Source organism: Maricaulis sp. (assembly GCF_015665295.1).
GTDB lineage: Bacteria > Pseudomonadota > Alphaproteobacteria > Caulobacterales > Maricaulaceae > Maricaulis.
Window position 1 is genome coordinate 25128 of sequence record NZ_JADFAJ010000016.1, and the last position, 13965, is coordinate 39092.

Consider the following 13965-nt stretch of genomic DNA (forward strand, 5'->3'; position numbering starts at 1 on the left):
TCGTTTCCCCTAGTAGACCCGTGCTTTCGGCTCGATATACGCGATGTCGTTCGACATCGTGTAGGTGTGAACCGGGCGGTAGTCGATTTTCACATTGCCCGCTTCGTCGCACCAGGCGAGCGTGTGCTTCATCCAGTTTTCATCGTCACGATCGGAGAAGTCCTCACGGGCATGGGCACCGCGGCTTTCCTCGCGATTGGCTGCGCCATTCACGGTAACGGCAGCCTGGCAGAGCAGGTTGTCCATCTCCAGCGTTTCCATGAGATCCGTGTTCCAGACCATGGTGCGGTCGGTGACACCGATATCGGCCATGCCGGCATAGACTTGGCGGATGGCCCCGACGCCTTCGTCGAGCACATCACCGGTCCGGAAGACGGCGCAGTTGTTCTGCATCGAGCGCTGCATTTCGAGGCGCAGCTTGGCCGTCGGTGTTCCGCCGGACGCATTGCGATACTTGTCGAGGCGGTCGAGTGAATTCTGCCCGTCGGTCGCCTTGATTTCGGGCTGGCTAGCACCGGCCTTGACCGTCTCCCCCAGACGCAGACCTGCCGCACGGCCGAAGACAACAAGATCAATCAGCGAGTTGGAGCCGAGGCGATTGGCACCGTGCACCGAGACGCAGGCCGCTTCACCGACCGCCATCAGACCCGGCACGACCGTATCGGCATTGTCACCGACCTTGGTCAGGACTTCGCCATGATAATTGGTCGGGATGCCGCCCATATTGTAGTGGACTGTCGGCAGGACAGGGATCGGCTCCTTGGTCACGTCGACACCAGCAAAGACGCGGGCACTCTCGGAGATACCCGGAAGGCGCTCATGCAAAACAGCCGGATCCAGGTGGTCAAGGTGGAGATGGATATGGTCACCATTCGGACCGACACCGCGACCCTCGCGGATCTCCATCGTCATCGAGCGTGAGACCACATCGCGCGAGGCGAGATCCTTGGCCGACGGGGCATAGCGCTCCATGAAGCGCTCGCCGTTGGAATTGGTGAGATAACCACCTTCACCGCGGGCACCCTCGGTGATCAGGCAGCCGGCGCCATAAATGCCGGTCGGATGGAATTGAACGAATTCCATGTCCTGCAGCGGCAGACCGGCGCGCAGCACCATCGCATTGCCGTCACCAGTGCAGGTGTGGGCCGAGGTGGCGGAGAAATAGGCGCGGCCATAGCCGCCGGTCGCCAGGACAACCGTCTGGGCCCGGAAACGATGCAGCGTGCCGTCATCGAGCTTCCAGGCGGTGATACCGCGGCAGACGCCGTCATCATCCATGATCAGGTCGAGCGCGAAATACTCGATGAAGAATTCGGTCTCGTTGCGGACCGACTGGCCATACAGCGTGTGCAGGATGGCGTGACCGGTACGGTCGGCGGCGGCGCAGGTGCGCTGGACCGGACCCTCGCCATAATTCTTGGTCATGCCGCCGAAGGCACGCTGATAAATCTTGCCGTCCTCGGTGCGCGAGAAGGGCACACCCCAGTGCTCCAGCTCGTAAACAGCGTCCGGCGCGTTGCGGCAGAGATACTCAATGGCATCCTGGTCACCCAGCCAGTCCGACCCCTTGACGGTGTCATACATGTGCCAGCGCCAGTCATCCTCACCCATGTTTCCCAGCGAGGCGGAAATCCCGCCCTGCGCTGCCACGGTGTGCGAGCGGGTCGGGAAGACCTTGGTGATGCAGGCGGTCTTCAGACCCGCCTGGGAAGCTCCGAGCGCCGCGCGGAGGCCCGAGCCCCCGGCACCGACGACGACCACGTCATAGGTGTGATCGATCCAGTTGTATTCGGCCATGTGGTGCGTCCGTTAAAGCGCGAGTTTCAGCAGGGCAAAGGCTGTGACCAGCCACAACCCAAGCGTCAGGAAAGTGTTTGCCAGCATCAGGATCATCTTGGTGCCAGACTTGTGGACATAGTCCTCGATGATCACCTGCATACCCAGCCGCATGTGCGACAAACCCGCCGTCAGCGTAAGCAGGGTGATGATGGCACCAGCCGGGCTGGCAAAGAACTCGCCGGCATTGGCCGGAGCGCCCGACTTGGCGAGCATCCAGACAAAGACCGGTGCGAGGAAGAACAGCGCGATCGAGGTGACCCGATGGGTAATCCAGTGACCGGCGGCATGGCCGGAGGCACCAAGTCCGCGAACCTTGGCGGCAGGCGTGCGATAATCGCTCATAATCAGATCCCCAGCTCGAGCCAGACCAGCGCGGTCGGGACGATCGCACCGGCGATGATCAGGATGGATCGCAGGTTGGAGCCTTTCGGGTCATAGCCCTTGCCGGCATCCCAGAACAGGTGGCGAAGCCCGTTCAGCCAGTGATAGCTGACCGAATAGGTCAGGGCGATCAGGCCGAACCGCGTCACCCAGGCCATCCAGCCTTCGAACAGGAAGCCGACCGAGCTTTCCGCGCCAAAAGCGAGAAGGATGATCCAGACGCTGATCGCGACAGCGCCGAAATAGTTCGCCACCCCGGTGGCGCGATGAAGAATGGAGGACGCCATCGTCGCGTGCCAGCGCCAGACCTGCAGGTGTGGCGACATCGGACGCGGATCAGACCAGTCGGAAGCCATGAGGCAGCCTTTCGCTCTTTTGTCCGGAACCCGCGCAACAGCCCCGCTGGCGCGGTAAATCAGTGTCGATGCAGCACAATAGGCCTGAACTTGTCAGGGTCAACGCGGCACGAAGCGCACCGCTGACAACATCCAGACACTTTTTCCGGCAATCGGTACGCGATCCCGTTTGAGAATGGCGCCACACGACCTAGATTAAGTCGGTCCATCAAGGAGACCGACATGAGCCAGACCCTGCCCTCCGCCGTCGTCACCGGTGCCTCCACCGGCATTGGTGCCGCCTGTGCCAAACGCCTCGTCGATGAGGGCTGGCGGGTCTTCGCCGGTGTCCGAAAAGCGGAAGACGGTGAGCGCCTCAAGGCCGAACTTGGTGCCAACCTTGTTCCGGTCATCATCGATGTCACCGATATGGCGAGCGTTGTAGCGGCCGCAGCCATTGTTCGTGATGCCTTGGGCGGCCACACGCTCAAGGGTCTGGTCAACAATGCCGGAATCGCCGTCGCCGGGCCGATGCTTGAATTGCCGATCGAGGAATTCCAGACACAGATGGACGTCAATGTGACCGGCATTGTCCGCGTCACCCAGGCGTTCGGCCCCTTGCTCGGTGTCGATGAGAGCCTGGACGGAGAGCCGGGCCGCATCGTGATGATGTCCTCGGTCGCCGGTGAAATGGGCGCGCCCTTCCTCGGGCCTTACGCCGCCTCCAAGCATGCCGTTGAAGGGATCAGCAAATCCCTGCGCCGCGAACTCATGCTTTACGGGATCGAGGTCGTTGTGATCGGCCCGGGTGCCGTCGCCACGCCGATCTGGGCCAAGGCCGAAGAGATCGACACCACGCCCTACCGCAACAGCCCCTTTTTCGAAGCCATGACCCGTATCCAGGGCTGGATGGCCAAGAATGGACCCGCCGGCTTCCCGCCCTCAAAGGTCGCCGATCGCGTCTTCCGCAGCCTGACGGACGCCAGGCCGCGCTTCCGCTATGCCATCGTGCCGGACCGCCTGACCAATTGGTCACTGCCGAAAATCCTGCCCGAGCGCCTGGTCAACAACATGGTGGCGAAACGGGTCGGGCTTCAGCGCAAACGGCGCTAGCGGCGGATTTCTGCATGTTAATTTGATCCGCCCTCCCGTTTGTCGCTGAATACAGGCCATTCGGGGGAGATCGACATGCTGCACTCACTTCTGGTCGCTACGAGCACACTGGCACTGCAGGCGACGGCTGACGGCACACGCTTGGACTACGCGCTGGACGTTTCCAGTGAGGGTGGATTGACCTTTGTCAGCATCGAACTGACGCTGATCGGCGAGACGGACGGCGAAACCGGGATTATCCTCCCGAACAATTGGGGCGGCCAGAACGCGCTGTGGGGCGCGATCGATGATCTTGCCGTGGTCAGCGATGATGGCGCCGCCGCCATCCGGTCCGGTGACGACCCGTCCCGATTGACCCTGACCCATGCGCCTGGCGCGGAACTCACACTCCGCTACACCGTCACACCGGAACGCACCGGCGAGCCCCTGGCCTCTCTTGGCGATTACTACCGGCCGTATGTGGAGCCCGACTGGGTCCACCTCATCGGCCAGACCATTTTCGCCTTTCCCGATTCCGACGCGGACTTCACGGTCGAGATCGCGCTCCACGCGCCACAGGGCTGGACACTGGCCTCGGACCTAGAGCAGGACGAGCTGGACATCAGCGCGCTGCTCACCAGCATCACGGTCGCCGGCGATTTCCGAGTTTTCGAAGAGACGGTCGACGGGGCCTCACAGCGGGTTGCGATCCGCGGAGACCATGCCTTCACAGACGACCACATGGCCCGATCCGTCAGCGAGGTCCTGGCCGCCAATGCGGCCTATTGGGGCGCTGCGAGGGAGCCCTATCTGGTCACGGTCCTGCCGCTCGAAGCGGGATCCGACGTAATGAGCCTGGGCGGGACAAATCTCGGCGACGCCTTCGCCTTTTTCACGACCAATAATGCAGACCCGTCCATCCTGTTGCGGATTCTGACGCATGAACACGTCCACACCTGGATCCCCGGCCGGGTCGGCGGCGCGATTGAGGGCGAGGACGAGGCGGCGGGCTACTGGTTCTCAGAAGGTTTCACCGACTTCCTCACCCAGCGCACAGCAGTCAAGGCCGGGCTCTGGACGGCGGAGACAGCGCTTGAGAACTGGAATGAGGCGCTGATGGAGAATTTCAACTCACCGGTTCGTGATGCGCCGAACGACGCCATCACGTCCGGCTTCTGGACCAGCAGCGAGCTGCAGCGCCTGCCCTATCACCGCGGCATGATCTTCGCCGCGCTGGTCGATCAGACGATCCGCGACGCAACACACGGATTGCAGGACCTCGACGACGTGCTCGCCGCCATGCACGCCAATCCCCCGGAAAATGCCGCTCCGCTCGCATTCGCCGAAATCACGCAAGCCGTCACCGGGGTTGATGTCAGCGATCTGGTCGCGCGCCACATCGAGGCGGGTGAACCCGTCACCCTGCCCGCCGACACCTTCGGCGCGTGCGGTGTGACCGAATTCGTCGAAGCGCCGGTCTTTGATTATGGCATGGTCGGCGAGCGCAATGCGGAGGACCGGTTCGTCATAACCGAGGTTGATCCGGGCGGGCCGGCAGCTCCGGCCGGCTTCGAGCCCGGCATGATGGTTGTCGAACGACTGGAAGGCGCCTACGGCGATGCTTCGGTGGACAGCGTCCTGCGGATGGAGGCGCCTGACGGGCAGATCATCGATCTGCGGTATCGACCGACCAATGGCGAAACACGCCGCCTGCCGCGCATTGCCGTTGCCGATGCTGACCTCGCCTTGAATGGATGCAGCGCTCGCCTCGCAGGATTGCCAGACAGCCCGGCGCGCTGAACACGCCGATCGGTGACCGCCCCGCTTGCGGGGCGCCACCGGGCGGGCCATCCTCTGGCCAACAGGGGAGAGACACATGCCAATCCAACAACCCGTTCGCCTGCTCGCCGGTGTTTCGATGCTGGCCCTGAGTCTGGCTGCCGCACCGGCCTTCGCCGAATCGAGCGCCGCCGCCGCAACCAAGCGCGTCAGCATGGCCGCCCAGGCGTCGGCCAGCGAGTTGTTTGCTGCCCTGATTGAGGATTTCGAGGCCTTCGAACACGAAAACAGCCCCGGCGCCCGGGCACGTGACGGCGACCTGGAAGCCGCCGGCGAATGGTTTGATGTCAGCCCGGCAAACCTCGACGCCCAGGCCGCCGCCGAAGTCGCCTTCCTGGCACGCCTGGAAGCCATCGACAGTGATGCGCTGGATGGCAATGACCGGATTTCCTACGAAGTGCTTGATTATGTTCTGCGCTTTCGTGTCGAGCTGGCGCCTTTCGATGAAATGCGCAGCCCTTTCCAGAATGATAGCGGGTTTTTCTCCGCCCCGTCCTACGCGGCTGCATCAACCCGTCCGCGCACGATTGCCCGCGCCGAAGCCTGGGTGACCCGGATCAACGCCATCCCGGCCTATTTTGACGCCAATATCGCCTGGATGCGTCGCGGCCTGGCCGACGGCTTCACCCAGCCACGCCTGATTGCAGAACTGGCAGCCTCGCAGGTCGAGGCGCTGAGCGATCCGGACACGCTGCGCGGCCTTCTGATTGCGCCGATCGATCAGCTGCCGGAAGGCCTGCCACAGGCCGAACGCGACCAGGTTCGCGCTGACGCGGAGGCGGCGATCAGAAACGCGGCTATCCCGGCCTACCAGAACCTCCTGACCTTCTTCCGGGATGAATACATCCCGCAAACCCGCACCAGCCTCGGCGTTTCCGAAATTCCGGACGGGCACGAATACTACCAGACGCTTGTGCGCTACCACACCACGCTGGATACCTCGCCGGAAGAAGTCCACCAGCGCGGTCTCAATGAGGTGGCACGCATTCGCGAGGAAATGGACGAGGTGATCTCGCGGACAGGGTTTGAGGGCTCGTTCGCCGACTTTCTCAACTTCCTGCGCACCGATCCGCAATTCTATGCCGAGACGCCGGAAGAACTGCTGATGCACGCGGCCTGGATTTCCAAGCGGGCCGATGACGCGATGCCGCGCTTTTTCGGCCATCTGCCGCGCCTGCCCTATGGCGTGCGGCCGGTGCCCGACACGATGGCGCCAACCTATACGACCGGACGCTACTGGCCGGGCGATCTCGAGAATGGCGTAGCGGGCGGCTATATGGTCAACACCTACGACCTGAGCCAGCGGCCGCTCTACACCCTGCCGGCGCTGACCGTTCACGAGGCCGTTCCGGGTCACCACCACCAGATCTCGATTGCCGCGGAACTGCAGGATGTTCCCGATTTTCGCCGCGACACCTACATCACCGCTTTCGGCGAGGGCTGGGGCCTCTATACCGAGACGCTGGCCACCGACATGGGCCTCTACACCACACCATATGAGGAATTCGGCCGCCTGACCTACGAGATGTGGCGGGCCTGTCGCCTGGTGGTCGATACCGGCATCCACTACATGGGCTGGACACAAGCGCAGGCCGAAGCCTGCCTGCTCGAGAACTCCGCCCTGGCGCCGCACAATGTGCGCACCGAGGTGCAGCGCTATATCTCCTGGCCAGGCCAGGCTCTGGCCTACAAGTCGGGCGAATTGCTGATGCGAGACCTGCGGGCACAAGCAGAGGAACGGCTCGGTGCCGATTTCGACATCCGCGCCTTCCATGATTACCTGCTTGCGGATGGCGCGATGCCGCTTTCTGCCCTAGAATCCAAGATGCTGGCGTGGATTGACGACCAGGCGGCAGCGCTGGCCGCGGAGAGTGGCGAATGATCGCCTTTGCCCTGACCGACGCGCTGGTCACGATCGGCGCCATCCTCGGCATCTATCTGTTGTGGCCGCATCGCCGCGACGGCAAGGTCCGCATGATCCGTCTCGGCCTCGGACTGATGGGGCTTGCCGCCCTGATCGGGGCTGTCCGCTTCGCCTCGGGCCTGGTCGATGAATTGGAACTTGCTCACAGCCTGGCCAGCACATTCGCAGCCGCCGCCGGGCTCCTGCTGATTTCCGTCGGCCTGACCCTGAAGGTCAATGCGGTCAAGATGGATACCGGTATCACGCGCTATGTCCGCTACGGCCTGCCGGCGATCGTCGCTTTCCTGATGTTTTTCCCGGGTACCGGTCCGATCATCGGGTCAATCCCGGTATTTGGCCTGATCCTGGGAATCGTCGCCAGCGGCATGCTGGTCCTGAAGGGCAAACAGTCGACCGGGCTGGTCTGGCTGGCCTCTTTTGCACTGATCGGGCTGGCGTCAGTTCTGATCGGCGGCAGCCGGATGGAAAGCACGTTCGGCATTACCAACTGGCACCTGTATCATGCTCTGCTGGGCATATGGGCTGTGCTGGTGGGAGAGGCGACAAAACGGCTGATGGCGCGCTGATTGCCCGCGCCGCTTGACGATTTGCCGCCACTCCACCACTTATCCGCTCTCCATGAGCGCGCATGATGACAATCCGGCCGCTTCCGGTGCCGACACGCCGCCGACGCGGCCGGTCGAGACCGAAGCCGGGCTCGACATTCTCACCTTTGGCTGCCGGCTGAACGCCTGGGAGAGCGAGGTCATGCGCAAGCATGCCCGCGAGCAGGGGCTGACAAACACCATCCTCGTGAACACCTGCGCGGTGACCAATGAGGCCGTGCGTCAGGCCCGGCAGCACATCCGACGCGCCCGTCGCGACAATCCCGGCGCGCAGATCATCGTCACCGGCTGCGCCGCCCAGGTCGACCCGGACATGTTCGGCAAGATGCCGGAAGTCGACCGGGTCATCGGCAATGACGAAAAGCTCAAGGCCGAGACCTATCGCCCTGCCGACCTGCTCGGCGGCACGGAAAAGGTTCGTGTCAACGACATCATGAGCGTGACCGAGACGGCCGGGCATCTGGTCGAGGGCATGGAGGGTCGCGCCCGCGCCTATGTCCAGGTCCAGAACGGATGCGACCATCGTTGCACCTTCTGCATCATCCCCTATGGCCGTGGCAATTCGCGCTCTGTCGGGGCCGGCGAAGTGGTCGACCAGATCAAGACCCTCGTCGACAGTGGTCACAGCGAAGTCGTGCTAACCGGAGTCGATCTCACCTCCTGGGGTGATGACCTGCCCGGAACGCCCGCGCTGGGGCGCCTGGTCCAGTCCATCCTCAAGCATGTGCCTGATCTGCCACGCCTGCGCCTGTCCTCGATCGATGCGATCGAGATCGACGAGGCCCTGTTCGAGGCGGTCACCGGCGAAACCCGGATCGCGCCCTATCTGCACCTCTCCCTGCAGGCTGGCGACGACATGATCCTCAAGCGCATGAAGCGCCGCCATTCGCGCGACGACGCCATTGCCCTGTGCGACCGGCTCAAGTCGGCCCGCCCGGAGATCGCCTTTGGCGCCGACATGATCGCCGGTTTCCCGACCGAGACCGAAGCGATGTTCGAGAACTCGATCCGGCTCGTCGACGAGTGCCGTCTGGCCTATCTGCATGTCTTCCCCTATTCGCCGCGCCCGGGCACGCCGGCCGCGCGCATGCCGCAACTTGACCGCAGCGTCATCAAGGACCGCGCCAACCGGCTTCGGGCCAAGGCCGATGAAGCTCTTGCACGCCATCTCGACGGCATGATCGGCGTCGAAAAAGCGGCTCTTGTGGAAAAGCCCGGCTTTGCGCGCGCCGGTAATTTTGCCGGCATCCGCATCCCGGAGGCTGACTTCCCGCGTCCCGGTGCGCTTGTCGATATCGCGATATCCGGGCATGACGGGCGGGAATTGCAGGGGGTCATCACCGGATGAGCGAGAAGAAGCCCGGTTTCTTCTCCCGGCTGGCGCAGGGGCTGAAACGCTCCTCGTCGCGGCTGGGCGAGAGCGTCAGTGCGATTTTCACCAAGCGCAAGCTCGACCGCGAAGCGCTGGACGAGCTGGAAGATGTGCTCATCGCCGCCGATCTCGGCGCCGTGGCGGCAGCGCGGGTGACCGAACGTCTCGCCAGGGACCGTTTCGACAAGGAAGTCTCCGACGAGGAGGTCCGCGAAGCGTTGGCCGAGGTGGTCGCCGAAACACTGGCGCCGCTCGAGCAACCGCTCGTCCTGACCGGGACAGGTCCGCAAGTCGTGCTCTTTGTCGGGGTCAACGGGTCCGGCAAGACCACCACGCTGGGCAAGATCGCGGTAAAGCTGAAGCGGGAGGGTCGCAATCCCGTCCTGGCTGCCGGTGATACCTTCCGGGCGGCGGCGATCGAACAGGTCACGATCTGGGGCGAACGTGCGGGCGCACCGGTCATCAAGCGTGAAATCGGTGCCGACGCCGCCGGTCTCGCCTTCGATGCGATCGACCAGGCCGAACGCGGCGGCCATGACGTTGTGCTGATCGACACCGCCGGCCGACTGCAGAACAAGGCCGAGCTGATGGACGAGCTCAGGAAGGTCGTCCGCGTCATCAAGAAGCGCATGCCGGACGCACCTCACCACGTCGTCCTGGTGCTGGACGGCACGGTCGGCTCGAACGCCGTCTCCCAGGCCCAGGCCTTTCTCGAGGCCTCCGAAGTGACCGGTGTGGTAATGACCAAGCTGGACGGCACCGCCAAGGGCGGGGCGCTCGTCCAGGTGGCCGAGAAATTCCAGCTGCCGATCCACTATATCGGCATTGGCGAAGGCGAGGCCGACCTGCAGCCCTTCTCGGCCCGCGACTTCTCGCGCGCCCTGGCCGGGCTGGACAGCTAGCGCGTGGACAGCCCGATCGCCTTCGCCACCCTGGCCATGCTTGGCTCCGCTCTGGCACACGCGATCATGACCTTGCTGACCAAGAAGGCCAACGACCGGCTGGTCTTTCGCGGCCTGACCCAGGGCTTTCTCGCCGTTCTCATCCTTCCCTGGCTCCTGTTCCAGCCGATCCCGCCCTGGGAAGTCTGGCGTTTCCTGCTCGCCGGCGCGGTGGTGATCTGGGCCTTCAACATGCTGCTGATTGCTGCCTTCAACGAGGGCGAGATGAATCTCGCCTATCCGGTGATGCGCGGCGCCGCGCCGGCGCTCGCCGCGATTGCTGCCTTCGTCTTCCTGGGTGAGACCGTCTCGCTCGGGCAGGTGGCGGGGCTGGGCGTTGCGACGGCGGCACTTATCGGTTTTGCCTGGCCGGAGAAGAATGCCCGTCCGAAGCTGAAACTTCTCCTGCTGGCGCTCGCCGCCGCCAGCATGACCGCGAGCTATACGGTGATCGATGCCGCCGGCGTGCGCACATCGGGCCGGCTTTTCATCTATCTCGGCTGGTTCTTCGTCCTGTCCGGCCTGACCATCCTTCCGACGGCAATCGCCAGGCGCGGCGGACGCTTCCTCGCCATTGCCCGCCAGGAAACGAGACCGGCCCTGATGTGCATGGGGTTCAACCTCGCGACCTATGGCCTGGCGCTCTATGCCTACGCCCATGCGCCGGTGGCGCCCATGGCGGCACTGCGGGAACTTTCCATCGTGCTTGGGGCCATCCTGGCCGCGCTCGTGCTGAAGGAACCTTTCGGTGCACGGCGCACCGCACTTGCAATCTGCCTTGCTGCCGGGCTCGTATTGCTTCAGGTGATGTAGACCGCAAACGGAGTGCCGACCTTGGCCCAGACCCAGAACACGACCGAGCAGAGCTCGCGCCTTCTCATAGACGCCGGCCCGATCGGGGTGTGGATCATCGTCTACAACGTCGCGCGCATGTTTGCAGCCGACCAAGCGATCTATATCGGAACCGGAGCCTACATGCTCGCCGCGACCATCGCCCTGGTGATGTCGATCCGGATAGAAAAACGCGTTCCGCCCATGCTGGTCTTCACGACTGTGATCGTGCTTTTCTTCGGCGCGCTCGGCATTTTCCTGCAGGATCCGATTTTCATCTACGCCAAACCGACAATCATCAACCTCTTCCTGTCCTATCTGGTGCTGGTGAGTCTCGCGCTGGGTCACAACATCTGGAAGGTCTTCTTCGGCCATATCTTCGAACTGACAGACCGGGCCTGGATGCTGCTCGCCATCCGCTGGGCGCTATGGTTCCAGTTCCTGGCCGGGCTCAACGAGGTGATGTGGCGCCACATCACGGACAGCGTCGTACCGGAAAGCGCGCGCTGGTTTGCCGGCCTGGAACTGAGTGAGGCCTTCTGGTCAAACGCCAAGCTGGGCGTAATGGTCCTGTCGATCGCCTTTGCCGCGTCGCAAATGCCGCTCGTCCTCAAGAACCAGCCGAAAAAGGCTGATCTGCCCGAGGCCTGAGCGCGACACTCCGTGTTCGGACATTTGTCATTTTCGCGTTATAAATCCGCCCTAGGATGAATTCCCGAACAGCCGGGGGCAGGCATGGCGCACGACAAGCACGACATCAAAAGCTTCGACCTGTCCGACTCACCGGGCCACCTGCTTCATCGGTCCCAGCAATTCGCCGCCGAACGCTTCACCAAGGCGATGGCCGGAGCCAAGCTGACTCAGCGACAATTCGCCGTTCTGCACGCGACCGCGCAGGAAGAAGGCCTGACCCAGACCCAGCTCGTCAAATCGACCGGGATAGACCGGTCCACGCTCGCCGAACTGGTTGCCCGCATGGTCAAGAACGGCCTGCTGGAACGCGAGAAACTGGCTGACGACGCGCGCGCCAATGCGGTCAAGCTGACCGATAGCGGGCGCGCCTTGCTGGATGTTGCGACGCTGGGAGCGATGGAGGCCGACAAGACCATCCTGTCTGCCCTACCCAAGAACAAGCGCGCCAGCTTCATCGAAACCCTGCGCCGGATCGCGGAGACGCTGGAGAAGGGCGAGGAAGCGGCAAAACAGGCCAAGCTGAAAGCCAAGGAAAAGAAGAGAAAGGCGAAAAAGAAGGCCAAGGACAAGGCCAAGGACAAGGCCAAGAAGGCCGAGAAAAAGGGCAAGAAGACCAAGCCGCACCCCGCCGGAGCCCCCGACACGGTCAACGCCTAGTCGCTCAAGGCGCGATCGATGGCCGGATAAATGGTCTGGCGCAGCGCATCGGCGGTCAACGGGCCCGGCCAGCGGGCCAGAACTCGCCCGTCCATCACGACCAGCGTCTCCGGTGCACCGCTGATCCCCAGCGCCATGACGGAAAGATTGTCGCGATCCTGCATCACCGCCACGAACGGGTTGCCCAGATCGTCAAGGAAGCGATTGGCATCCTCCGGACTGTCGCGCCAGTTCAGACCATAGATCGCAATACCTTCGCTGCGCAGCGCCATCAGGACCGGGTGTTCGGCATGACAGGGTGCGCACCAGCTGCCCCAGACATTGAGCAGCCAGGGGCCTTCAATGCTTTCAGGCGCGAAGGCCGGGCGACCGTCCAGTTCTGACATTTCGAGACGCGGCAAGGGTGCTGGCGGCGGGACCTGGTCAGCGATCAGAAACCGCCATCCAATCAAGCCAACCAATCCGATAACGGCGAGCCAGGCGGCAATCCGGACAGCCCGGATCACGCCTCGTCCTCCTCGATCCGGCGTAGGGCTTCGCGCGCGGCACGGCGCTCGAGCAGGGCGTGGATCACCAGTCCGCCGATCGCCAGTACCGAGATACCCCAGGTCGGCCAGACAAAGCCCGCATAGCCGCCCATTGCGAGGAAATCACTCATGACACAGCCTCCTCGCGCTGCCGCGCCAACTGGTCCCGCTGACGCTGCAGCGCGCGGGCACGGCGGCGCAGGGCCTGGCTGCGAAGACGGTAGAGCACCAGCCATCCGGCAAGGAAGGTATAGGCGAGCGCCATGATCGCCAGTGGCCAGAGCTGGCTGGAATGAATGGTCGGCCCATCCAGCCGGATGACCGATGCGGGCTGGTGCAGGCTCGACCACCAGTCGACCGAGAATTTGACGATGACCAGATTGATGATGCCCGCCATGGCCAGGATGGCACCGGTCCGGGCGGCTTGCTGGGAATCCTCAAGCGCGGCTCGCAGGGCCATATAGCCCAGATAGACCAGCAACAGGACGAGCACGGAGGTCATCCGCGCATCCCATTCCCACCACGTCCCCCACATCGGCTTGCCCCAGAGCGAGCCGGTGAACAGGGCGAGCATGGTGAAAACCGCTCCGATCGGCGCGATCACCTCCGCCGCCGTATCGGCCAGGGCGTGACGCCAGACGAAATAGACAAAGCTCGCCACCGCCAGCGCCACATAAAGCGCCATCGCCATATAGGCGGCCGGCACATGCACATACATGATCCGGATCGTCTCGCCCTGCTGGTAGTCCGGCGGCGAGTTGAACAGGGCCAGCCACACACCGACGCCCAGCAGCACAAGCGCCAGCCCGCCAAAGATCGGGATCAGGACGCGGGCGAGCTGGTCAAAGCGCTGAGGGTTGGAGAAATAGGACAGCATGCTTGGCTGATTACTTCGCGACTGACAAACCGGCAAGTGCGGCAAAAAATAC

Annotated in this window: 15 protein-coding genes; 9 read left to right on the forward strand and 6 right to left on the reverse strand. The window is 63.4% G+C overall.

The features are described 5' to 3' along the window. Positions 1-9: 9 nt before the first annotated feature. Genes sdhA through sdhC form a run of 3 tightly spaced genes read right to left on the reverse strand, consistent with a single transcriptional unit; the run spans position 10 to position 2576 of the window. Positions 10-1797, reverse strand: a complete 1788-nt coding sequence (gene sdhA / locus QZZ02_RS08160) for a succinate dehydrogenase flavoprotein subunit (protein WP_291843580.1) — start codon at positions 1795-1797, stop codon at positions 10-12. A 12-nt stretch (positions 1798-1809) separates the two neighbouring features. Beyond that, a complete protein-coding gene (sdhD, locus tag QZZ02_RS08165; protein ID WP_291843581.1) occupies positions 1810-2181 on the reverse strand; it encodes a succinate dehydrogenase, hydrophobic membrane anchor protein in 372 nt (123 codons plus the stop codon). Positions 2182-2183: 2 nt separating this feature from the next. Then, the gene (gene sdhC / locus QZZ02_RS08170; protein ID WP_291843582.1) at positions 2184-2576 is read right to left on the reverse strand and encodes a succinate dehydrogenase, cytochrome b556 subunit; all 393 of its coding nucleotides are present in this window, start codon (positions 2574-2576) and stop codon (positions 2184-2186) included. Positions 2577-2810: 234 nt separating this feature from the next. Here sdhC and QZZ02_RS08175 point away from each other — a divergent pair, with 234 nt between their 5' ends. The 9 genes from QZZ02_RS08175 to QZZ02_RS08215 all read left to right on the forward strand — a co-directional run bounded on the left by QZZ02_RS08175 (position 2811) and on the right by QZZ02_RS08215 (position 12509). Continuing rightward, on the forward strand, positions 2811-3668 hold the full coding sequence (locus tag QZZ02_RS08175; protein WP_366511521.1) for an SDR family NAD(P)-dependent oxidoreductase: 858 nt from the start codon (positions 2811-2813) through the stop codon (positions 3666-3668). Positions 3669-3743: 75 nt separating this feature from the next. Next, on the forward strand, positions 3744-5447 hold the full coding sequence (locus QZZ02_RS08180) for a hypothetical protein (RefSeq protein ID WP_291843584.1): 1704 nt from the start codon (positions 3744-3746) through the stop codon (positions 5445-5447). A gap of 76 nt (positions 5448-5523) precedes the next feature. Next, on the forward strand, positions 5524-7368 hold the full coding sequence (locus QZZ02_RS08185; protein ID WP_291843585.1) for a DUF885 family protein: 1845 nt from the start codon (positions 5524-5526) through the stop codon (positions 7366-7368). Continuing rightward, positions 7365-7976, forward strand: coding sequence for a hypothetical protein (locus QZZ02_RS08190; protein ID WP_291843586.1), 612 nt, complete (start codon positions 7365-7367; stop codon positions 7974-7976). Before QZZ02_RS08185 ends, QZZ02_RS08190 begins: the two co-directional genes overlap by 4 nt. A gap of 52 nt (positions 7977-8028) precedes the next feature. Further along, positions 8029-9363, forward strand: a complete 1335-nt coding sequence (mtaB, locus tag QZZ02_RS08195; protein ID WP_291843587.1) for a tRNA (N(6)-L-threonylcarbamoyladenosine(37)-C(2))-methylthiotransferase MtaB — start codon at positions 8029-8031, stop codon at positions 9361-9363. After that, a complete protein-coding gene (gene ftsY / locus QZZ02_RS08200; RefSeq protein ID WP_291843588.1) occupies positions 9360-10289 on the forward strand; it encodes a signal recognition particle-docking protein FtsY in 930 nt (309 codons plus the stop codon). Before mtaB ends, ftsY begins: the two co-directional genes overlap by 4 nt. 3 nt (positions 10290-10292) lie before the next feature. Next, positions 10293-11141, forward strand: coding sequence for a DMT family transporter (locus QZZ02_RS08205; protein WP_291843589.1), 849 nt, complete (start codon positions 10293-10295; stop codon positions 11139-11141). A gap of 21 nt (positions 11142-11162) precedes the next feature. After that, the gene (locus QZZ02_RS08210) at positions 11163-11810 is read left to right on the forward strand and encodes a septation protein IspZ (protein ID WP_291843590.1); all 648 of its coding nucleotides are present in this window, start codon (positions 11163-11165) and stop codon (positions 11808-11810) included. Between the two features lie 84 nt (positions 11811-11894). Further along, positions 11895-12509 carry a MarR family winged helix-turn-helix transcriptional regulator gene (locus QZZ02_RS08215; protein WP_291843591.1) on the forward strand — a complete coding sequence of 205 codons (615 nt, stop codon included), beginning with the start codon at positions 11895-11897 and terminating at the stop codon, positions 12507-12509. Here QZZ02_RS08215 and QZZ02_RS08220 read toward each other — a convergent pair. The 3 genes from QZZ02_RS08220 to ccmC are packed head-to-tail and all read right to left on the reverse strand — an operon-like array spanning position 12506 to position 13913. After that, positions 12506-13015, reverse strand: a complete 510-nt coding sequence (locus QZZ02_RS08220; RefSeq protein ID WP_291843593.1) for a redoxin family protein — start codon at positions 13013-13015, stop codon at positions 12506-12508. The genes QZZ02_RS08215 and QZZ02_RS08220 overlap by 4 nt on opposite strands. Further along, on the reverse strand, positions 13012-13167 hold the full coding sequence (gene ccmD / locus QZZ02_RS08225) for a heme exporter protein CcmD (RefSeq protein WP_291843594.1): 156 nt from the start codon (positions 13165-13167) through the stop codon (positions 13012-13014). Before ccmD ends, QZZ02_RS08220 begins: the two co-directional genes overlap by 4 nt. Continuing rightward, positions 13164-13913 carry a heme ABC transporter permease CcmC gene (gene ccmC, locus QZZ02_RS08230; protein ID WP_291843595.1) on the reverse strand — a complete coding sequence of 250 codons (750 nt, stop codon included), beginning with the start codon at positions 13911-13913 and terminating at the stop codon, positions 13164-13166. Before ccmC ends, ccmD begins: the two co-directional genes overlap by 4 nt. Between the last annotated feature and the right edge of the window lie 52 nt (positions 13914-13965).

Bases quoted from the DNA above. Each gene is read 5' to 3' on its own strand.
- sdhA (WP_291843580.1), bottom strand. From the start codon at position 1,797: ATGGCCGAATACAACTGGATCGATCACACCTATGACGTGGTCGTCGTC.
- sdhD (WP_291843581.1), bottom strand. From the start codon at position 2,181: ATGAGCGATTATCGCACGCCTGCCGCCAAGGTTCGCGGACTTGGTGCC.
- sdhC (WP_291843582.1), bottom strand. From the start codon at position 2,576: ATGGCTTCCGACTGGTCTGATCCGCGTCCGATGTCGCCACACCTGCAG.
- QZZ02_RS08180 (WP_291843584.1), top strand. From the start codon at position 3,744: ATGCTGCACTCACTTCTGGTCGCTACGAGCACACTGGCACTGCAGGCG.
- QZZ02_RS08185 (WP_291843585.1), top strand. From the start codon at position 5,524: ATGCCAATCCAACAACCCGTTCGCCTGCTCGCCGGTGTTTCGATGCTG.
- QZZ02_RS08190 (WP_291843586.1), top strand. From the start codon at position 7,365: ATGATCGCCTTTGCCCTGACCGACGCGCTGGTCACGATCGGCGCCATC.
- mtaB (WP_291843587.1), top strand. From the start codon at position 8,029: ATGAGCGCGCATGATGACAATCCGGCCGCTTCCGGTGCCGACACGCCG.
- ftsY (WP_291843588.1), top strand. From the start codon at position 9,360: ATGAGCGAGAAGAAGCCCGGTTTCTTCTCCCGGCTGGCGCAGGGGCTG.
- QZZ02_RS08215 (WP_291843591.1), top strand. From the start codon at position 11,895: ATGGCGCACGACAAGCACGACATCAAAAGCTTCGACCTGTCCGACTCA.
- ccmD (WP_291843594.1), bottom strand. From the start codon at position 13,167: ATGAGTGATTTCCTCGCAATGGGCGGCTATGCGGGCTTTGTCTGGCCG.
- ccmC (WP_291843595.1), bottom strand. From the start codon at position 13,913: ATGCTGTCCTATTTCTCCAACCCTCAGCGCTTTGACCAGCTCGCCCGC.